Raw genomic sequence first — 20,383 nt, forward strand, 5'->3', positions numbered from 1 at the left:
CATCTCATAGTCGTGGCCACAACGGACCAAGTCTTCAATTTGCAAGCCGCTTTTATACAGCGTGCGCAACGATGCCTAAGAGCGAATAAAGCCCACAATGTCCTTCACGTCGCCCATAATCGGTGCGGCGATAGCCGCGGCGCGTGCAGCGCCGTCAGCCAATATTTTGTCGATCTCTGCCGGATCGCTCGTAAGCCGGTTTATCTCCGCTCCAAGCGGACCGAGCTTTGCAACGCTTAGCTCGGCTAAGTTTGCCTTGAATTCAGAAAACTGACGGCCACCATACTCCGCCAACACCGTATCCTTACTCGAACCAGATAACGCTGCGAAAATACCGATCAGGTTTTCTGCCTCAGGGCGACCCTGCAAACCCGCAGCTTCAGAAGGGAGCGGCTCAGGATCTGTCTTCGCCTTTCTCACCTTCTTGGCGATGGTGTCCGCATCGTCCGTCAGGTTTATGCGTGACAAATCCGATGGGTCGGATTTCGACATCTTCTTGGTGCCATCACGCAGGCTCATCACGCGCGTGGCTGGTCCGGTGATTACGGGCTCAGGCAACGGGAAAAACTCGCCATCATCAAATCCACGAGCGCGGATCTCGGTGTTGTAGTCATTGTTGAATTTACCGGCGATATCACGCGCCAGTTCTAGATGCTGCTTCTGGTCGTCGCCGACCGGAACATGCGTCGCCTTGTACACGAGGATGTCGGCGGCCATCAGGTTGGGATAGGCGAACAGACCCACAGAAGCGTTCTCGCGGTCCTTGCCCGCCTTCTCCTTGAACTGGGTCATGCGGTTGAGCCAACCCAGGCGGGCAATACAATTGAATACCCATGCCAGCTCCGCATGGGCTGCGACCTGGCTCTGGTTGAACAAAATGCTCGTTTTCGGATCGAGCCCGGCAGCCATATATGCGGCCGTCACCTTACGGATGGCCTGGCGCAGCTCCGCCGGATCCTGCCACACTGTGATGGCGTGCATGTCGACGACGCAATAGATGCACTGATGGGTTTTTTGCAGCTCGATCCACTGCAGCATGGCTCCAAGATAGTTGCCGAGGTGCAAACTGCCCGTCGGCTGCATCCCGGAGAAGACGCGCTCTTCAAACGGCATTATCGGGTTCCCTAGATTCGGAGCGCGGTTATCGCGCGGCTGCCAAGGCAGCGCAAGTCTTGAGCCCGGTCGATGCCACAGAATCCTGGATGATCGCCAAAACTCAGGAGGCCCGCCGGAGTTTTCTGACGAACTGCGAGGGGCTTAATACCCCGGTCAACAGGACCGTTCCGAAGAAGACGACAGCTCCTAAGCCTACCAACCCAGCAAGCGCCGAGAGTTGCAGATAGATCGGAGTGGCCGCCGAGAAATAAGGCGCCAACGGCCCCAAGGCGAACCACACGGCAGCACCCATGATGATGCTGGCGAGAATGATCAGTGGCAAGTTCCGCAGGAGACGACGGTCCGCCTGAAAATTGCCAGCGCGGCTTAGTGTTGCCCATAGAAGCAGGGCGTTAATCCAGCCTGCAAGCGACGTTGCCAGTGCAATGCCCACGTGCGGGTGATAACCCATCTGGGCAAAAGCGTAGAACAGCGCCAACGATCCCGCGACGTTTATGATCATGTTGAAGGCCGCGTAGCGCATCGGAGTTTTGGTGTCTTCACGCGCAAAAAAGGCCGGCTGGAAGACCTTGATCAGCACGAAACCTGGCAAACCGCAGGCAAACGCCGCGAGAGCGGGCGCGGTTGCTGCGGTATCGGATGGGGAAAACGCGCCGCGCTCGAAGAGAACACGGATGATGGGCTCTGCAGCCACCGCGAGTGCAACCGCCGCAGGCAGCGTCAACATCAGGCCGAACTCTAGTGACCGGTTCTGGCTATCCATGGCCGCGCGATGATCGCCGGCTTGCAGACGTCGGGACAGATCAGGGAGCAAGACAACACCGATGGCGACGCCAACAATCCCTAGCGGGAGCTGATAGAGGCGATCCGCGTAATAGAGATATGAGACGGCGCCAGCCTGCATCGAGGCGATTACCGTTCCCACGACAATGTTGATCTGCGTTATGCCACCAGAGATCAGTCCAGGGATACCCAGGCCAATCAGGCGTTTGACGCCCGGAGTAAGGCGGGGTCGGCGCAGCGACAAACGCATGCCGGCTCGACGCACAGCAACCCAAAGCAATATTGTCTGGGCGATACCGGCAATGAAGACGCCGATGGCGAGAATGATACCTGCGCCCGGTTTCTGAGAGTAACCCAGCGCGATCGCCAGCGAGATGGCGGCGATCAGAACGATGTTGAGCAGAATCGGTGCAGCCGCCGCAACCCAATACCGATGCATGGAATTGAGAATGCCGGACAGCAACGCGACCAGCGACATACATAGAAGGTACGGGAATGCGATCTGTGTGAGAAGAACGGCAAGATCATACTTGTCGGGATCGGCGACAAACCCCGGCGCAAGAATGAGCATCAGCCACGGCATCGCCAACATGCAGATCGCGGAGAATGCGAGCAGCGTGATAAGCAGGACTGACATTGCTTCTTCCGCGAATGTCTTCGCCGCGTCGGCCCCTTCGCCCTGAAGGCGTTTTGCAAACAACGGGACAAATGCCGCGTTGAATGCTCCTTCGGCGAACAAGCGCCTGAAGAGATTGGGAAATCTGAAAGCGACAAAAAAAGCGTCCGCAATCGCACCGGAACCGAGGGCGGCGGCGATCAGAATATCCCGGGCGAAACCGAGAATACGGCTGACCATCGTCAAGCCGCCAACAGTCACGAAAGAACGATACAGCATGAGGCCAGCGCAATATCCCGGAGGCGTGCCCTGTGCAAGGGACGTTGCACGCCAGGCTGTCACAATCACCTTGATGACGGGAGAAAATGTTGCTTTCGGGACGCGCTTTTTTTTGTGTCGAGGCGGCTAGGTGGTCTAAGTCACCGGCGGTGGGTCATCTTGTGCCAGCAGCTCCGTCAGCCGCTCGGTTATGCTCTGTTGGCGGGTTGGTGCCGTCACCTTTTTGCCGACGAGGTCGGTTACGTAAAACACGTCCACGGCCTTTTCGCCGAATGTCGTGATGTGAGCCGACGAAATATCGAGGTTCAGATCCGACAGAGCGTTGGTGAGATCATAGAGCAGGCCGGGGCGATCAAGTCCCGCGACTTCAATCACCGTGAAGTCGTCCGACAGCGCATTGTTGATCATCACTTCGGGTTCGACGCTAAAGGCATCCAGACGGTGCTCAGCTGGGCGCCGCTTGGACAACATCGGCCGCAGGCGCATCTCGCCGCGCAGCACGCGCCGGATCAACTGTCCGATACGATCCGCGCGCCGCTTTTCATCCTCGTCGCTTTGCAGCTCCCGCTGAAGCAAGAAACTATCGAGCGCATAACCATCGCGCGTTGACGAAATCTGAGCGCCGACGATGTTGGCCCCTGTGGCGGCGCATGCGCCCGCGAACAGTGACAACAGGCGGGCGTGGTTCGGCGCCAGGATGGTTAGCTCCGTCACCGCCGTGAACTCATCCGTCGTGTAGTGGAATGCGAGCTTGTCGTCGGAGCCGTCCGTCCTTGCCATCATCCGAGCGTGTTCGACCTGCCGCGGAACCTCATAGCGGTGCCAGTAGTCGTCATAGAAGCGACCGGTTACGCTTTCGATCTTTTCTGGGGTCCACCCCTCATCCAGGAGCGCCGCGCGCACGCCTTCTTGTGCTTCGGAGATCCGCTCACGATGGCCGGTCTGCCCGTAACCTCCAGAAAGGAGCAGCTCGGTCTCGTAATAGAGTGTCCGCAACAGCTGGCCCTTCCAGCCGTTCCAAGTGCCTGGGCCTACGGCACGGACGTCAGCGACAGTCAGCAGCAAGAGCAGCTTCAATCGCTCCGGACTTTTTACGACATCAGCAAAGTCTCTAATGGTCTTGGGATCGGAGATATCGCGACTTTGCGCGATGTTGCTCATGGTGAGATGTTCTTCGATCAACCAGGCAACCGTGTCGGTTTCGGCCGCACTCAAGCCCAGCCGCGGACAAAGTTCGCGGGCAATTCGCGCTCCGACTATGGAATGGTCGTCACGACGGCCTTTGCCGATGTCGTGCAGAAATGCTGCGACGAACAGCACACGGCGGTTCAGAATCGTCTCGAACATCGGAGTCGCCAGAGGCAGCTCGTTAGCAGCGCCACCTTGCTCAATGTCCGTCAGCATTTGCACGGTACGGATCAGGTGCTCATCCACCGTGAAGTGATGGTACATATTGAACTGCATCATTCCGACAACGCGCCGGAACGCCGGGATGAAGCGACCCAGCACAGCGGCGTCATTCATCCGCCGTAGCGTGATTCCCGGATACGGGTCGTCGCAAAGCAACTCCAGGAATATTCGATTGGCTTCCGGATCGTTGCGCACCTTATCGTCGATCAGCCGGAGCGATTGGCGTAGCAGCCGAATGGCATCTGGATGAAGGAACGTGTTGGTCTTTGCCGCCTGCGCGAAGAGCCTGAGGATGTTTACAGGGTCGCGCTCAAAGGCCTGCGGATCGGCAACGTTCATGCGGTCGTTATCGACTCGGAAGTCGGTTCGCTGGCGGATTTGCCTGCGAACCTTCCAGTTCAGCGGGCTCATAATCTCGCTGATGCTGGGCGCGGTCTTATGTTGCTGCATTTCCAGCGCGCCACACAGCAACGTTGTGAGATCACCGACTTCCTTGGCGACCAGAAAGTAGTGCTTCATGAAGCGCTCGGTCGCGCGCAGGCCGCCATGCTTCTTGTACCCGAGCCATTCTGCCATCTGAGGCTGAACGTCGAACGTCAGACGTTCTTCAGGACGGCCAGTCAAGAAATGCAGGAAGCAGCGGATGGTCCAGAGAAAATCTTCACAACGTTTGAATGTCGCGACTTCCTCATCAGTAAAAATTCCCGCTGCGACTGTCTTCTCACCAACATCCTCACCGTAAATCGTGCGCGAGAGCCAATGCAGTGTGTGCAGGTCGCGCAGACCGCCTTTGCCGTCTTTGATGTTTGGTTCCACGCGATACCGGGCATCGCCGGAGCGCGCATGCCGGGCATCACGTTCCGCCATCTTGGCGTCTATGAATGTGCGCTGCATTGAGCGGAGCTCATCCTGGAAGCGCTCTTCAAGCTCTGCGAACAGCTGCGCGTCCCCCAGCAGGAACCGCGAATCCAGCAATGACGTGGCGATGGTCATGTCTGTCCGCGCCAGCGCAACGCATTGCGACACTGTTCGCGTCGCATGGCCGACTTTGAAGCCCATGTCCCAAAGGATGTAGAGCATCTGTTCGGGGACGCCACCGCGCGCCTTGCGGGAAGAATGAATCAGAAAGAGCAGATCGATATCTGAGCCGGGGGCCAACAGACCTCGGCCATAGCCACCCGTGGCGACAACGGCCATACGGTCTGCGGCGGTCTGCTTGCGTCCCTTTAGTTCCAGCGACGTCAGCAGCTCAAACAGCATGCAGATAAGGTCGTCTTGAAACAGGCAAAGGTTGGCTGCACAGCGGCGCCCATCGCCATCGCGCTCCAATTGTGCGCGAAGGTGGGCGCGCGCGACCTGCGACATGTCCTTCAGGTGCTGGACGATGTCGTTGTGGGCCGCTTCCAAGCCGCCGTGGCGTTCGATCAAGACCTCAAGCGCAGCACGCACCGCGACTTTGTCAAATCGTTCTGCAACCGAAGTTGGGGCTATGACTGTATCCATAGCGCGAGATTTAGAGGGTTATGACCCGAGAGAGAAGACTTTTACGTGCTCTACTTCCCGTAAAGATCTCGCAGCTGGCGCTCACGCATCATCATCACGGCAAAGAGACTTCAGCTGATAGATCTTTTCGAGTGCCGCGCGTGGGCTCAATTCATCGGGATCTATGCGATCCAAAGCTTCTTCCACGGCGGACCTTCGAGCACCCTCGCCCTTGTCAGCCACTGCGCGACTTGCCGCAAAAAGAGGCAATTCATCCAAGATCGCTTCCGGTGAGTTGCTTCCCCGCCGTTCAGCATCTTCGAGCATCGCCAGCACTTCGGCGGCGCGCTCGGTCACCTGAGGGGGCAGGCCTGCCAGCTTGGCAACCTGGATGCCGTAAGACCCATCCGCTGCGCCGGGCCGCACCTTGTGCAGAAAGACGATTTCATCCCGCCATTCCTTCACCTCGATAGTGACGTTAGCGACCTCTTGCAGCCGCTCCGGCAAAACGGTCAGCTCATGATAGTGCGTGGCGAACAAGGTGCGGGAGCGGCAAACCTCGTGCAGGTATTCAATAGCGGCCCAGGCTATCGACAGACCATCAAACGTTGCCGTACCGCGGCCGATCTCATCGAGAATGACGAGCGAAGACGGCGTGGCGCAATTGAGTATCGCAGCTGTTTCGACCATTTCGACCATGAAGGTCGAACGACCGCGCGCGAGATCGTCAGCGGCACCGACACGCGAGAAAAGACGGTCGAGCACTCCGATGCGGGCGTAACGCGCGGGAACGAAAGCTCCCATTTGGGCCATCAGACATATGAGCGCGTTTTGGCGCAAGAACGTCGACTTACCCGCCATGTTCGGACCGGTGAGCAGCCAGATCCGCGCGGCCCTGAGCTCTGATCCACCCTCACCATCGGATTGCTGCTGCTCGCCTGCAGCCCCATCCCCCAGGAGACAATCATTCTCAATGAAGGGCCCTTGGCGCTCCGACTTGAGCGCCTGCTCCACGACCGGATGCCTGCCGCCTCGGATCTCAAGAGCCGTGCCTTCTTCGATCAGCGGGCGGGTGTAGCCTTCGTCCTCCGCGATATCAGACAAAGCCGTCGCTACGTCCAGTTCAGCGAGTGCCGCGGCGACGGCTGCCAGTGGAACTTCAGCTTCGTCGGCGCGACGGGCGAGGTCGGTAAAGATCGCCTGCTCCAGGCTCGTCGCACGTTCTCCCGCCGTCGCGATCTTGCCTTCGGTCGCGATCAGTTCCTCCGTGGTGAACCGAATGGCGTTGGCCATTGTCTGCCGATGACGAAAGACATCGGAGTGTGGCGGCTGCATCAGCGGCTGAGCGCTGGCTTGGCCGACCTCGATGAAATAGCCAAGAATGTTGTTGTGGCGCACCTTGAGGGTCTTCACGCCAGACTGCTGCTGATAGCGCGCTTCCAGTTCGAGCATCACCTGACGCCCGGTTTCTTTAAGACGGCGCGCTTCATCGAGGTCTGTGCTGTAGCCCTCGCGGATGAAGCCGCCGTCGCGTTTCAGAAGCGGCAATTCTTCATTCAGCGCATTTTCAAGTTCTTCACGCAAGGCAGCCGGTGCAGCCGCGAGGCGTTCCGCTATCGCTTGCAGTTCATTCGGCAATCCGATGGTCCCGGACTTTGCTTCCAACAAGCGCCCACACGCTTGCGCTGCGGATAGTCCATCGCGCACGGCGCCGAGATCACGTGGGCCGCCGCGGCCGAACGACAGCCGTGACAACGCGCGCGCGATATCAGGCGCGCTTCGCAAGCTATTCCGCAAGTCCGTGCGCAACGCGGACGCCTCGACGAGATACCCGACGGCATCAAGACGCGCATTAATGATGCCGACATCACGCAGAGGTGCCGCCAAACGAGCCGCCAGTTCGCGTGCACCGGGTCCCGTCACCGTGCGGTCGATGGCGTGCAGCAGACTGCCGCGCTTGTCTCCGTTTGTCGCCTTTGTCAGCTCCAGGCTTGCCCGGCTGGCTGCATCGATCAGAAGAATATCCTGCGCGCTGGCGCGTTTGGGCGGCCGTATCAGCGGCTTTTTGCCGATCTGGGTAAGATCGACGTATTTCAAGAGCGCGCCGATGGTTGCCAATTCGGCGCGCGAAAACGTACCAAACCCGCCAAGTTCCGCGACACCCAGCTTGGCTTTCAGTTCGCGCTCGCCGGCGCGGTGATCATAGAACGCGCCGGCCACGGGTGTGACGGCGGCCCCAGAAATCGCGACGGCTTGTTTGCAGGTCTCATCGGCGTCGTCTCTGTCGGAGACGAGTATTTCGCGCGGACTTAAGCGCACCAACTCGCCGGCAAGGTCTCCGCTCAGCGTCGATCCAACTTCAAACTCACCCGTTGAGATATCGAGTGAGGCCAACGCGACGCTGGCTCCGTCAGCACCTCGCTGCGCCAGCGGGATCAGCGCAAGCGCGGTCAAGAAATTCCGCGCGCGCGCATCGAGCAGTGTTTCTTCTGTCAGCGTTCCCGGCGTTACAAGCCGAACCACATCGCGACGCACGACGGCCTTGGCGCCGCGCTTGCGGGCTTCCGCTGGATCTTCAAGCTGCTCACAGACCGCGACGCGATAGCCGAACTTGATCAACCGTTGGAGATAATCATCCGCCTTGTGGACAGGAACGCCGCACATCGGGATATCTTCGCCCAAATGCTTTCCGCGTTTGGTGAGAACAATGCCCAAGGCCTCGGATGCAACGACAGCGTCTTCGAAAAACAGCTCATAGAAATCGCCCATCCGATACCAGAGCAGGCTGTCGGGATTTGCCGTCTTGATCTCAAGGTATTGCGCCATCGATGGCGTCGCTTCGGTAACGACGGCTTTGCCGGGACCGGATGCGGAAGGCCCACGGTCTTGCTTCGAGGTTTTGTCGTTACGTGCTGACATTTTGGCGCAAGGATCGTCTCAAAGGGGCCGAACATAGACGCGCAGCCATAGCCCGAGCCAACGTCTATTGAAAAGGGCAGCTAGGGTTTTCCCTCGTCAAAACGGTGGGTTTTCCAGGTTTGCGAACGTTGTCCGACGATAACCGGCTCGACATCCCACAGCGTGCGGTCTCATTCCGATTGCAGCAACATGCTCTCCGAGTTGTCCATCCCGTCAACGCGCTGTCGTTTGTGTCGCATTGGTGCGGCGCGCGGCGCGCGATATTGGCGCGTCCGAATTCTCCTGTGTCACCTTTGGAGGAGAGTCTTCAGGGATGGAAATTTTCCCTTGAGTTATCTCTAAGTGGAGAAAATGCCTACATTTTTTGCAATCCATTCCATCGCAATGACACAATTTTAACGTGTAATTGAATCACACGACATGGAGCAAATGCCGACTTCGTTGGCGCGTCGCATCCATCGGGACATTCAACATCGTTTCGACGCCCGCCCCGCGGGCGGTGACAGACGCAGCTTCAGGCAGACCAGACACCATCATGTCGATCGCTTTCACCTCCCAGCCGGCGGCGCCGCGCGATTTGAGGCTCGATTTCTTCCGGGGCCTCGCGATGTTCGCCATTTACATTGGCCATGTGCCGATGAACGCGTGGAGCGATTTCATGCCGGGACGGTTCGGCTTCGCCGATGCCGCCGAAGTGTTTGTCTTCTGCTCCGGGATAGCATCGGCTCTTGCCTTCGGACGCAGCTACGATCAGCACGGCTTCAGCATTGGGACAGCGCGTGTCGCCTATCGCTGCTGGCAGGTCTACTGGGCGCACATTGGGATTTTCTTCGTCGCTCTGGCGGCGATGATGATGGTCGACAAATGGCTAGGGGCCGGCGCGGATTACGTGATCGGTCTGAATCTGGCTCGGTTTGTCAACGATCTCTCGACCAACTTGCCGGGACTTCTGACACTTACATATGTCCCCAACATGTTCGATATCCTGCCGATGTATCTGGTGCTTCTCGCCATGATACCGGTGGTGATTGCGCTCTCGAAGCTCGGCCCCGTCTATGTATTCTCTGCTATGGTGCTCAGCTGGACCGCCGCAAATCTCAATTGGATCGAACTTAGTGCCGAGCCCTGGTCTGACCGGGAATGGTTCTTTAATCCCTTCGCGTGGCAGCTTGTATTTTTCACTGGCTTTGCTTTTGCGCGCGGATGGCTCCCCGTCCCCCCGGTTAATCGGCGACTTATGACAATCGCTGCCGTCGTCGTCTTGCTCACGATTCCGCTCGCCTATTGGCCGCTTGTTCGTAACGTCGATGTTTTGAAGGCTGCAGCCAAGGCGCTATCACCGCTGACAGACAAAACGCACGCCAGCGCTTTGCGCTATGTGCACTTCCTTTGCGTCGCCTATCTCGCTTATGCGTTGGCTGGTGATCGCGGGGCCAATCTCAGAGGACGTTTCGTGGCGATCTGTCAATTGGTTGGCCAGCAGGCACTCGCGACATTCATGGTCGGCTTGCTGCTGTCCCTTCTGAGTGGCGTCGCGCTCAATCTGATTGGCCGGAACTTCGCGACATATGCGCTTGTCAACCTTTCAGGCTGCGCGATATTGCTGGCGACCGCCTACGTTGTTGCATGGTTCAAGAACGTGCAGGGGCGAAAAGCCGTGCGCGCTGTCAGCATTCCGACCGCCAATGTCGCGCAGCACCTTCCGCAGACTGCACCGCCCCTCTCCAGGCCATTGGTGCAGCCGGTGGAGTAGCGTCGCGCGCACGTCGCTAGAGTGCCGATATAGTTAATAAATATTATACCGAATCGGGCCAAGACTGGCCCCAGAGTGTTGCGGCTCTACTACATCCGTCAAACTGTTGCCCGCTCGAGATCGATTATGGCGCGGTTTCTGTCGCCTGCCGGTTGTCGTGCAGCTTCAGAGGCTGCAATGTCGTAGGCGCAACGTTTCTGCTCGCCCGGACGGTATCGTCTCGGCGAAATTACAGGTCAATTTGACGTTGACGTCGTACAAAGACGGGGATTTGGATCATGAAATGCTTCACCAAAGGGGGCCGTGCGTTGGTCTCAGCTGCGCTGTCTCTGACAATGGTAGCGCTAGCTTCGAGCGCTGCGAACGCCCAGGATCTCTTTTCTTTCCTGTGGAGTGGCGGCTATCGCGATACGGTTTCGTTCTCACCCAAATACTCGCCCGGTCAGATCATCGTTAGCTTTGGTGATCGAAAGCTCTATTGGATCCATCGGCGCGGTGAGGCGATCAGCTATCCAATTGCCGTTCCTCGCGAACAGAGCCGTTGGTCTGGTGTAACCAGCGTCTCGCAAAAGCGCGTCAATCCCGGTTGGACACCAACGCCTCAGATGCGCCGCGAGAACCCCAAGCTACCTGTGCACGTTCCCGGCGGACATCCGCTTAACCCGCTGGGCGTCCGCGCACTCTACCTGGGTTCCAGCCTCTATCGCATTCACGGTACTGACGCGCCTTGGACGATCGGCACGGCTGTCTCAAAGGGCTGCATCCGGATGTACAATGAAGACGTCCTCGATCTTTATCCGCGCGTTCCCGTAGGCACACGCGTGACGGTCACCTGGAAGCGCTTCACGACCTAAAGCAAAGCCAGCTGCTTTCAGCTGTTGGCATCGCTTTCAGTAGCATTTCTCGATAGTTCATAACGGCGCATCGTTAAAACGGTGCGCCGTTTCTTTTTGAGGTCCTGATGGGCCCCCTGGGGGCTGTATCTGCGTCGTGGGCAAACGGAAGGGGCGATCGCTCCCACTAAAAGACGAGCAGCGCTGTGAGGCACCACTCGTCTGGAATTTACCCGCCTTCTGGCGATGGAGTTTCTTAAGTGGGATCAGCCCCGCAAACGTCCTCTTACGATGCGCGGAAACTCCTCTTCCGTCTCGACTCCGGCGAATTCGCTATAACGGTCCGCGCCGCTTACACCGTAACCGGTGCTCGGCGACCCGGCCATGGACCGCTCAGCAGGGCGCTCGTTCTGGCGATAATCCAGCTGGCGTTCATTTCCCCGGCCCTCGGGCCACCACGCATCGGCCGGCGCCATCTGCCGGCTGCTCGCCTGATATTGATGGTCAGCATCAGCGTACTGCGGCGCGGACGGGGCTGGCGCACCCCGCATCGAACCAGGAGGATTCTCTCCCGACGATGGTGCCGCACCAGAAGGTGGCGCTCCCGATCCGGAAGGACGTTGCACCGCTTCGCGCTGCCCGCCTCCAGTGAACCATGCCTCGATGAGGTCAAGTTCGGCGGCGGTCAACTGCAGGCCTTGGCGTTTGCAACGCGCTACGACGAAGTTGCGGAAGCGGCTCGCAAACAGGCTTGCAGAAGCCCCTTGTTCAAACCAGGGGTCAGCTTCGCTCACAACTTCGAGAATGAAGCGTGCATCATCCTTGCGAAGTTCAATGCCGAGTTCGCGTGCACGGTCGCAGATGTTTACCAGCGTGCGTGCGCCCGTCAGGCCGTTCGTCTCGATTTCCTTCGCCATGACATCGAACAGCGCACGGTATTCGGGAGGCGATAGGGGAGGCGCCTGGCAGGCTTCATGAATACGTGCGATCGACTGCTGTAGAGATGAAGCGCTTTCCGCACTCTCCACCTGACCAGACTGCGGGCGCACGGCGTCCTGGCGGGCATCATGCCGCCCCGCATCCTGATGTTGTGGCGATGGTGCAGGTTGCCGTGATGCCGGCGCCTGTGCCCGAGGTGCAGGCGCATGACGGTCCTGCGCCGGGGCGCGGTCGTCATACGTCGGTTGTGCAGCGGGCAAATAACGCTGGCGTGGCTGCTGTGCGGGTGCGGGTTCACGCTCAGGCGCGTGGTGAGCCGCCATTCCCGATTGGCCACGGTCGAGTGGTATCTCGCTGAAGCCTTCAGGCAACTGATCGAACCGTGGCTCCGCACGCAACTGCTGGCGTGGCTGTTCTTGCCGTTCCTCAGCGTGTGATCTGGGGGCCGGTGAGAGCTGACGGCTTGTGTCGTAGACGTAAAACGGTGCAGAATCAGACAGCTTGATGCCGGCTGGTAAAGCGCCAGCCAGAAGATCGCGGAAGCTTCCAGCTCCGCCCCAAGCCGAACCGACAGTGCGCTCGTGCCCCAGCGCGCGCACAGCGCGATCGGCCAGAGATTCCAGCAAAACCGGCTGACTAGCGGAGCGGACCGTTGCGAGCACCTCGCCGATGATTGCCTTACGGGCGTCGGCCAGCATCTCGGGGCTTGGCAGCCCCTTTTGGGGCGCCGCGCGAGCGACGGCTGCCGGGCTCGGTTCCGCCTCGGCGCTTCCCTCCATTAGAAATGCGATAAGATCGCTTTCACGCACTTCACCGTCGCTAATCGCAGTGTAAGGCGCGGCCGTATAGTCGTTCGCGTATACGACGGTGCGGCGCGCGTGCTGACGCAGACGGTGCAGCAACGGAGTGAAGTCGGCGTCTCCCGACAAGATGATGAATTCGTCGAAGTACGTGTCGTGAAGCAGGTAGTCGCGGACATCCATAACCATGCGGATGTCTGCCGAGTTCTTCAGCTGAGCTGTGAGCGGAGGGCAGTCGATGACTTCAAAACCCGCGCGGAGATAGTGGTGGCGAACAAACGGGAAGGAATTCATATCCGTCGCGTTGTCCTGTGCGTTCCGTCGTGGCACCGGATTACCGTAGCAGCGGTTCATCACGATGCGACGTGGCATATCCAGAGAAACGCCATTGGTCGGCGTGATCAGTTTGCCAGAAGCGATCGCCTGAACCCAGCGGCTGGCGTCCTTTGCGAACCGAACAGCCGCTTCCTCACTCTTTCGCTTCAACGACAGATAGATGTTGTCGTAGTCAACGAACACCGTACTGAGCAACGACCCTTTAAACTCCCGATTCATGCGACACCCGCCCCCGCTAGCGATACACTTTTCGCTTCGGGCCACTCGCTCAAATCCGGTGTACTACACATGCACTACGCCGGACCGGAACGGATGTGACGGGGCAATTAGCAGCACTCAGCGCGCTACCTTCCAGCCCCTTCGCCATCTGGCCCTGAAACCCTCACAATCCAGTCTTTATGAGTCGGACATGCGGAACAAGGCGCTGCCAGCCACACACGTACAGCCCCTAAAGACCATATTTAAAATTCATATTTTTCAGAGGCTTACATACTATAATTGAGCTGAACAACCCGTGGAAAACTCTGTGCAGGAACATTCTCGTCATGCCTAAGCTGCGCCACTAGGCGATTCGCTCCCCGGTTCGAAACCTTCGGGTGCCATGACGAAGCTGGAAAACTCAAATCCGGGTGCAACGGTGCAACCAACAAGTGAGAACGTTCCCAGGCTCCGCGCCTGTTGCCAATGACCTGCCGGCACAACGCCTTGGGGGCGCTCACCAGCAGCTAAATTCTTACCCAGGATCGTGCGTGTCGCCGCGCCATCCGGTGGAGCAATGCCCAGCTCTAGCGGTGCGCCGGCATAGTGATGCCAGACCTCAGCAGCATCGACGGTGTGCCATCGGGACACCTCGCCCGCACGCAGGAGAAAGTAGATTGCCGTAGAAGCCGCACGCTCTCCCCCACGAAATGGTGCGACACCCGCAGGGTCACGATAGGTTTCGCGAAAATGCCCCCCCTCGGGATGCGGCTCCAGTCCCAACAGCACAATGATTTCGTCGGCGGTTAATCCGTCCATCGCCTCGCCCTCCCCAATCTTCGTGGCCCGGCTTGCCCCGCCTTCAGGCGTTGTCCTTGCGGGTACGGACTTCGGCAAACACCTGCCAGTCCTCGTCGTCACTCATTCCGATTGCCGCTTTGAGCTCAGGCTCGCAGGCACGCAGGAACGGATTGGTTTCGAGCTCGGCTTCAATCGTGGTTGGCAGCGTCGGTTTCTTGTCCTTACGCAAAGCCTCTACCTCTTTCGCGCGCACTTCGAGCGCCTTATTGTCCGGCTCAATCGTGCGTGCGAACTGGGCATTGGACAACGTGTACTCATGGCCGCAGAAGACAACGGTGTCTTTGGGTAAGCCACGAAGTTTGGCCAGGGACGCCCACATCATCTTGGCATCACCTTCGAAGACACGGCCGCACCCCATCGCGAACATCGTATCGCCGACGAATGCTAGCTTGGCTGCAGGAATATGATAGCTGATGTGGCCCAGTGTGTGCCCGGGTGTCGCGAGAACCGACACGTCAAAATCGCCGAAGCGAAATGTTTCACCGCCACCGACGGGTCTGTCGAGACCCGGGATTTTCTGTGCTTCGTCCCGTGGGCCGATGATTTCACACTCGTGCGTCGCTTTGAGAACGACGTTGCCCCCGGTGTGGTCCGCGTGATGATGCGTTGTAAAAATATGGGTCAGACGCCAGCCCGTGTGATCGAGAGCTTGTTCGACGGCTGCAGCGTCCGGCGCGTCGATAGAAGCGGTCAACCCGGTGGCCGGATCATGTACCAGAACGCCATAGTTATCGCTACGGCAGGGAAATTGATATGTTTCAAGGTTGGTCACGGCGGCTTCCTTCAGTGTTATTCGCCAATCATCGAGCCGACTTCGAACGGCTCGACGACCTTGCTTTTGAGCTGGAAACACTATGGCTGATGCTGTTGTTCCAAGCAAAAGACAGCTCACATGCTCGCCATCGCGTTGAAATCGTGCATCATTCCATGTCTTAGGGTCGAATCGTCAGGGACGAATCATATCAATTCATTTCGACGCCGTTGTAAGCGGATCGTCCGACATCGTTTTTGGTTGATGCCTACATGCACATCGACGTCGCAGTACTGAGAGATTTCTATGCGAGTCCGCTCGGACAAGTGGTCCGGAGGCTGATCGCCGGACGTATTCGTGCACGCTGGCGCAACGGCACCTCGGGGACCATGATCGGACTCGGTTATCCCATTCCATATCTGGGTGCTTTTCGCGGCGAGGCCCGACGTATCGGCGCGCTGATGCCGGGGCCGCAAGGCGCGCTGGTCTGGCCCCGCGAAGGTCTCAAGCAATCGGTCTTGATCGATGAAGAGATGCTTCCGTTACCGGACAATTCCGTCGACCGGCTATTGGTGGTCCATGGGCTCGAGATGGCTGGGCGTGTGCGCCCGGTGCTGCGCGAAATGTGGCGTGTGCTCGCGCCAGAAGGTCGGTTGCTGATGATCGTCCCCAATCGGCGCGGAATGTGGGCCCGCACCGACCGAACCCCTTTCGGCTTTGGGCGCCCCTACAGCCGTGGGCAGGTCGAAACAATGCTTAAGGACGCGCTCTTTACACCCATTGAATGGGGTGAAGCACTCTACGTGCCGCCATTCAGCCGCGATACGCTCTTGCGCACAGCTGTGGCGTGGGAACGCATGGGCGCACGCATCACGCCAGGCTTTGCCGGCGTCATTATCGTTGAAGCTAGCAAGCAGCTTGTGGCGCCTATTGGTAAAGTTCGAAAGGCCCGGATATTGGCTGATCTGGTCCCTGTTCCGGGTCAACTCGCCGGAGCGAAGCGCTCGGACAAGTCGCAAACCGATACCTGAACCACCCGATTTCACCGCGCCGGCTGTGCTTTCTTCAATCGAAAGACGGCCTTTTCTCCCAGCAGGTTCTGGAGACTTAAGGACCTCTTGATCGGTAGTCGGCGGCCCGCGCTGTTGAATGCGACCGCCTCTTCGACGTCCGCGTCGATCGTTTCGCAGAGATCGTAGAAATCGCGGATCGTACACAAGTGTGCGTCGGGGCTGAGATACCAAGGCTCGGGCAGATTCCGCGTGCGCGGCATACGACCGTAGAGCAGCAGATCCGTGCGAATGCGCCAGTGCCCAAAATTCGGAAACGACACAATGGCGTGCCGTCCGATACGCACCAAATTCTCCAGCACAGCTTTCGGATACTGCGTGGCCTGGATCGTCAAACTGAGGACCGCATAATCGAACGCTTGATCGGGATAGTCGTCGAGATCGATATCGGCGTCACCTTGGATCACCGATAGCCCACGCGTCACGCACGCATTGACCTTATCGCGTGCGAGTTCGACGCCGCGTGCATCAACGTCTTTTGTCTCGGTCAGAAGATGTAAGAGAGCGCCGTCACCGCAGCCGACATCCAGGACTCGGCTTCCCGGTGTCACCATTTCCGCAATCAACAAGTGGTCGACGCGATGGGTCGGCTCGTAATCCGCATGGGCAGATGACATCGATTAAACTGTTTCCCCGTGTTCTCGAGCTTTAGCGCGCGAGCCCGCGCCGCTTGGCGCAGGAATTTATGAAACCTTCAACGGTCGCGGCAAATTCCGGCTCCTCCAGCAGGAAGGCGTCATGCCCTTTGATGGAGTCGATTTCAACGAATGAGACGTTGGCCGCGACGGCGTTCAATGCCTGAACTATGTCGCGACTTTCCCGCGTCGGGTAGAGCCAGTCGGACGTGAAGGACACGACGCAAAACCGCGTCTGCGTTCCACGGAAGGCGTTGGCCAACACGTCGCCATGCTCAGCGGCGAGATCAAAGTAGTCCATCGCCCGTGTGATGTAGAGATAGCTGTTGGCGTCAAACCGATCGACAAAGGTGGAGCCCTGGTGGCGCAGGTAGCTCTCCACCTGGAAATCGGCATCGAACGAAAACGTCCGCTCGGACCTATTCTGGAGGTTGCGGCCAAACTTTTCGTGCAACGCGTCTTCCGAGAGGTAAGTGATATGCGCCGCCATGCGGGCCACGCCCAATCCGTTGCGCGGCACCAGTCCCTTCTCGTAGTAGTTGCCGCCGCACCAATTTGGGTCCGCCATAACAGCTTGGCGACCGACCTCGTGAAACGCAATGTTCTGCGACGAATGCCAAGCGGCCGTCGCGATAGGGATCGCCGAGTACACCCGCTCCATATGACGGGAGCACCAACCGAGCACCTGCATACCGCCCATCGAACCGCCGACGACCGCAAACAGTTGGTCGATGCCGAGATGATCAATAAGACGCACTTGTGCGTTGACCATGTCGCCAATGGTGATGACAGGGAAGTTCAGGCCGTAGGGGTGCCCCGTCTTGGGATCTATTGATGCGGGGCCGGTGGAGCCCATGCAGCCCCCGAGAATATTCGGGCAGATAATGAAGAAGCGGTCGGTGTCGATTGGTTTACCCGGCCCGACCAGTCTTTCCCACCAACCCGGCTTCCCAGTGACCGGATGACGGCTTGCCACGTACTGATCGGCCGTCAGCGCGTGACAGATCAAAATGGCGTTGGATTTGTCGGCATTGAGCTGCCCATAGGTCTTGTAGGCAATAGAGAACGGCGCAAGCAGCTTTTCCCCGTCCAGCTTCAACGGCTCAGAGTCCGGGATGGTCAACACTTCGCACTCCGGCGCAAGCATATGCGCACGGGCCTTGGCAGCCGCGTTTTCTTCCGGGATGTGCTTTAAGGGTGCCGTCATTCCGCTATGTCCTGAGGCCGTTAATTCTGCTCCCAAGGCTCGTTGGCTATGGGGAGGTGTCTGCATGATTTATCCGAAAGTGGTTCCGGTTCGCGACGTTTGCTAGGCCGGACAGCCCAATGTCAACTTTTCTTTGCGTTCGCGAATGTCGAGGCCTATCAACTGTACCCGGCCGATGGCCACCCTTTATCGCTTGGCTGTCAGAGCCGGCGCAAGGGGCAGAAGCCACCAAACCCGAATTGCCAACCTAAGTTAAAAAACGCATGACCGCGCCGCAACCCAAGCCAGGAATCCTGGATATCAGTGCTTATGTGCCTGGTGAAAGCCGCACTATAGGCAATGTGAAGCCAATCAAGCTCTCCTCGAACGAGACGCCGCTCGGGCCAAGTCCGACTGCTGTCGCCGCTTTTCGGGCCGCCGCCGACAGTCTTGAACGCTATCCGGACGGGTCGGCTTCGGCACTTCGGTCCGCGATCGGCGCGCGTTATGGCCTCAACCCTGATCGCATCGTCTGCGGCGCCGGGTCGGATGAGCTTTTGAATCTGGTTACCAGCGCGTATCTGGGCGCCGGCGACGAGGGCATCTATACGGAGCACGGGTTTCTCGTATATCCCATCGCGATCCGGGCAAACGGCGGCACACCCGTCGTCGCGGCCGAACGCGACTTTACGTGCGACGTCGATGCCATTCTGGATTGCGTCACGGATAAGACGCGGATCGTGTTTCTGGCCAATCCTAATAATCCGACCGGCACATACATTCCTATTAAGGACGTGCGACGGCTCCGCGCGGACCTTCCGCAAAATGTCGTCCTGGTGCTCGACGGCGCCTATGCGGAGTATGTTCGGCGCAACGATTACGAAGCCGGTCTCGAACTGGTCGCGACCACCGCGAACACTGTGATGACCCGCACGTTCTCGAAGATTCACGGCCTAGCCGCACTACGGCTCGGCTGGGCCTATTGCCCAGAAGACATCGCGGACGTGCTCAACCGGATTCGCGGGCCGTTCAACGTATCCGCACCCGCTATTGCTGCGGGCGTTGCCGCAATCTCTGACCAAGCCCACATGGAAGCGGCGATCATGCATAACGATCGCTGGCTCGCTTGGCTTACGGAGGAGGTTTCGGCGTTAGGTTTCAAAGTCACGCCAAGCGTTGCGAACTTTCTTTTGATCCATTTCGATGGGATTGCCGGGCTTACGGCCAGCGCCGCAGATGATGCGCTCAAGGGGAAAGGTATCATCCTGCGCCGGGTTGCGGGGTATGGATTGCCGAATGCTCTTCGTATGACGGTTGGAACAGAAGCTGAAAACCGCGCCGTCGTTGAGGCTCTCAAAGAGATCGTGACGAGGGCCGCAAAGGACGAACTCCACCCGCAAGAGGCTTTGCGCAAATGAGTGCCCCGTTGTTCGACAAGGTGGCGCTGATCGGGCTTGGGCTGATCGGTTCCTCCATCAGCCATGCTACGCGCCGCGCGGGATTGGCGAAGTCCATCGTGGGATCCGCGCGGACGCCGGAGACCCTCGCGAAAGCGCTCAAAATCGGCGTGATCGACAAAGGGTTTGGCTCTGCTGCAGAGGCCGTTCGCGGTGCCGATCTCATTGTTCTCTGCGCACCTGTCGGGGTATGCGGGGCACTAGCTCAGGAGATCGGGGCTCATCTCAAACCCGGTGCGATTTTGACCGATGTCGGCTCCGTGAAAGCTGCGATTGTGCGTGATGTGGCTCCCTCTGTACCCCAAGGGGTACATTTCATACCTGGTCATCCGATCGCCGGTACCGAGGAGTCCGGGCCGGAGTCGGGTTTTGCCGAACTCTTCGATGGGCGGTGGACGATCCTGACGCCGGTGCCTGAAACGGACGCAGGAGCCCTACGCAAGCTCACGACGTTCTGGCAAAAGCTTGGGGCGAACGTAGAGATCATGGACCCGGAGCATCATGATATGGTGCTCGCCATCACCAGCCATGTGCCGCACTTGATCGCCTACAATATCGTGAACACCGCTGCACATCTGGAGCGGGTCGCGGACCGGGAGGTGATCAAATTCTCCGCCAGCGGCTTTCGCGATTTTACCCGTATTGCTGCCTCCGATCCGACGATGTGGCGCGATATTTTCCTCAACAATCGCGAAGCGGTCCTTGAGATGCTCGGGCGTTTCACCGAAGATCTTTCCGAACTGCAAAAGGCGATCCGCTACGGTGACGGCGACACTCTGTTCAAGCTCTTCACCAACGCCCGTGCGATGCGGCGCGGCATCATCGAAGCCGGGCAGGATACCTCCGCACCCGATTTCGGCCGTGCTAGAAAGACAACCGGAATGGGTAGCGACCAACGCTGACAACGTGGACACCGGATCCTCATTCGGATGGTTTACGTGAGCAACAAGAAGGACCGG

Annotated in this window: 14 protein-coding genes; 5 read left to right on the forward strand and 9 right to left on the reverse strand. The window is 58.7% G+C overall.

Annotation, left to right across the window (positions count from 1 at the left end; all coding sequences use genetic code 11):
• Positions 1-75: 75 nt before the first annotated feature.
• From trpS to mutS, 4 genes are all read right to left on the reverse strand, one after another.
• A complete protein-coding gene (gene trpS / locus BLS30_RS00640; RefSeq protein ID WP_090225881.1) occupies positions 76-1,113 on the reverse strand; it encodes a tryptophan--tRNA ligase in 1,038 nt (345 codons plus the stop codon).
• 103 nt (positions 1,114-1,216) lie between these two features.
• Positions 1,217-2,794: a murein biosynthesis integral membrane protein MurJ gene (murJ, locus tag BLS30_RS00645; RefSeq protein WP_090225883.1), complete on the reverse strand. Its 1,578-nt coding sequence runs from the start codon at positions 2,792-2,794 to the stop codon at positions 1,217-1,219.
• A 135-nt stretch (positions 2,795-2,929) separates the two neighbouring features.
• Positions 2,930-5,707 (reverse strand): [protein-PII] uridylyltransferase, encoded by a 2,778-nt coding sequence (locus BLS30_RS00650; RefSeq protein WP_090225887.1) that lies wholly within the window; start codon positions 5,705-5,707, stop codon positions 2,930-2,932.
• 81 nt (positions 5,708-5,788) lie between these two features.
• Entirely contained in the window at positions 5,789-8,605 is a 2,817-nt protein-coding gene (mutS, locus tag BLS30_RS00655; protein WP_090225889.1) for a DNA mismatch repair protein MutS, read from the reverse strand.
• Positions 8,606-9,140: 535 nt separating this feature from the next.
• On the opposite strand from mutS, the gene BLS30_RS00660 reads away from it, so the two are divergent.
• A complete protein-coding gene (locus tag BLS30_RS00660) occupies positions 9,141-10,358 on the forward strand; it encodes an OpgC family protein (RefSeq protein ID WP_076605310.1) in 1,218 nt (405 codons plus the stop codon).
• Between the two features lie 278 nt (positions 10,359-10,636).
• Complete coding sequence (locus BLS30_RS00665) at positions 10,637-11,212, forward strand: L,D-transpeptidase (RefSeq protein ID WP_046478213.1); 576 nt, start codon at positions 10,637-10,639, stop codon at positions 11,210-11,212.
• A gap of 245 nt (positions 11,213-11,457) precedes the next feature.
• On the opposite strand, the gene BLS30_RS00670 is transcribed toward BLS30_RS00665, so the two are convergent.
• From BLS30_RS00670 to gloB, 3 genes are all read right to left on the reverse strand, one after another.
• Positions 11,458-13,485 carry an NYN domain-containing protein gene (locus tag BLS30_RS00670; RefSeq protein WP_090225893.1) on the reverse strand — a complete coding sequence of 676 codons (2,028 nt, stop codon included), beginning with the start codon at positions 13,483-13,485 and terminating at the stop codon, positions 11,458-11,460.
• Positions 13,486-13,815: 330 nt separating this feature from the next.
• A complete protein-coding gene (locus tag BLS30_RS00675; protein ID WP_090225896.1) occupies positions 13,816-14,283 on the reverse strand; it encodes a cupin domain-containing protein in 468 nt (155 codons plus the stop codon).
• A gap of 43 nt (positions 14,284-14,326) precedes the next feature.
• Positions 14,327-15,097: a hydroxyacylglutathione hydrolase gene (gene gloB / locus BLS30_RS00680; protein ID WP_046478210.1), complete on the reverse strand. Its 771-nt coding sequence runs from the start codon at positions 15,095-15,097 to the stop codon at positions 14,327-14,329.
• Positions 15,098-15,348: 251 nt separating this feature from the next.
• On the opposite strand from gloB, the gene BLS30_RS00685 reads away from it, so the two are divergent.
• Positions 15,349-16,107 carry a class I SAM-dependent methyltransferase gene (locus BLS30_RS00685; RefSeq protein ID WP_046480236.1) on the forward strand — a complete coding sequence of 253 codons (759 nt, stop codon included), beginning with the start codon at positions 15,349-15,351 and terminating at the stop codon, positions 16,105-16,107.
• A gap of 11 nt (positions 16,108-16,118) precedes the next feature.
• Here BLS30_RS00685 and metW read toward each other — a convergent pair whose 3' ends face one another.
• Positions 16,119-16,763, reverse strand: a complete 645-nt coding sequence (metW, locus tag BLS30_RS00690) for a methionine biosynthesis protein MetW (RefSeq protein WP_046478208.1) — start codon at positions 16,761-16,763, stop codon at positions 16,119-16,121.
• Between the two features lie 31 nt (positions 16,764-16,794).
• Entirely contained in the window at positions 16,795-17,988 is a 1,194-nt protein-coding gene (gene metX / locus BLS30_RS00695; RefSeq protein ID WP_090225899.1) for a homoserine O-acetyltransferase MetX, read from the reverse strand.
• A gap of 263 nt (positions 17,989-18,251) precedes the next feature.
• Here metX and hisC point away from each other — a divergent pair, with 263 nt between their 5' ends.
• Positions 18,252-19,385 carry a histidinol-phosphate transaminase gene (gene hisC, locus BLS30_RS00700; RefSeq protein WP_046478206.1) on the forward strand — a complete coding sequence of 378 codons (1,134 nt, stop codon included), beginning with the start codon at positions 18,252-18,254 and terminating at the stop codon, positions 19,383-19,385.
• Complete coding sequence (locus BLS30_RS00705) at positions 19,382-20,326, forward strand: prephenate/arogenate dehydrogenase family protein (RefSeq protein ID WP_046478205.1); 945 nt, start codon at positions 19,382-19,384, stop codon at positions 20,324-20,326. The genes hisC and BLS30_RS00705 overlap by 4 nt, the downstream gene beginning before the upstream one ends.
• Positions 20,327-20,383 lie beyond the last annotated feature (57 nt).

Source organism: Filomicrobium insigne (genome assembly GCF_900104305.1).
Lineage (GTDB): Bacteria > Pseudomonadota > Alphaproteobacteria > Rhizobiales > Hyphomicrobiaceae > Filomicrobium > Filomicrobium insigne.

Coding starts and splice junctions, on each gene's coding strand:
- BLS30_RS00650 (WP_090225887.1), bottom strand. CDS start 5,707: ATGGATACAGTCATAGCCCCAACTTCGGTTGCAGAACGATTTGACAAA.
- BLS30_RS00685 (WP_046480236.1), top strand. CDS start 15,349: ATGCACATCGACGTCGCAGTACTGAGAGATTTCTATGCGAGTCCGCTC.
- BLS30_RS00665 (WP_046478213.1), top strand. CDS start 10,637: ATGAAATGCTTCACCAAAGGGGGCCGTGCGTTGGTCTCAGCTGCGCTG.
- BLS30_RS00705 (WP_046478205.1), top strand. CDS start 19,382: ATGAGTGCCCCGTTGTTCGACAAGGTGGCGCTGATCGGGCTTGGGCTG.
- metX (WP_090225899.1), bottom strand. CDS start 17,988: ATGACGGCACCCTTAAAGCACATCCCGGAAGAAAACGCGGCTGCCAAG.
- BLS30_RS00670 (WP_090225893.1), bottom strand. CDS start 13,485: ATGAATCGGGAGTTTAAAGGGTCGTTGCTCAGTACGGTGTTCGTTGAC.
- trpS (WP_090225881.1), bottom strand. CDS start 1,113: ATGCCGTTTGAAGAGCGCGTCTTCTCCGGGATGCAGCCGACGGGCAGT.
- hisC (WP_046478206.1), top strand. CDS start 18,252: ATGACCGCGCCGCAACCCAAGCCAGGAATCCTGGATATCAGTGCTTAT.
- murJ (WP_090225883.1), bottom strand. CDS start 2,794: ATGCTGTATCGTTCTTTCGTGACTGTTGGCGGCTTGACGATGGTCAGC.
- mutS (WP_090225889.1), bottom strand. CDS start 8,605: ATGTCAGCACGTAACGACAAAACCTCGAAGCAAGACCGTGGGCCTTCC.
- BLS30_RS00660 (WP_076605310.1), top strand. CDS start 9,141: ATGTCGATCGCTTTCACCTCCCAGCCGGCGGCGCCGCGCGATTTGAGG.
- metW (WP_046478208.1), bottom strand. CDS start 16,763: ATGTCATCTGCCCATGCGGATTACGAGCCGACCCATCGCGTCGACCAC.
- BLS30_RS00675 (WP_090225896.1), bottom strand. CDS start 14,283: ATGGACGGATTAACCGCCGACGAAATCATTGTGCTGTTGGGACTGGAG.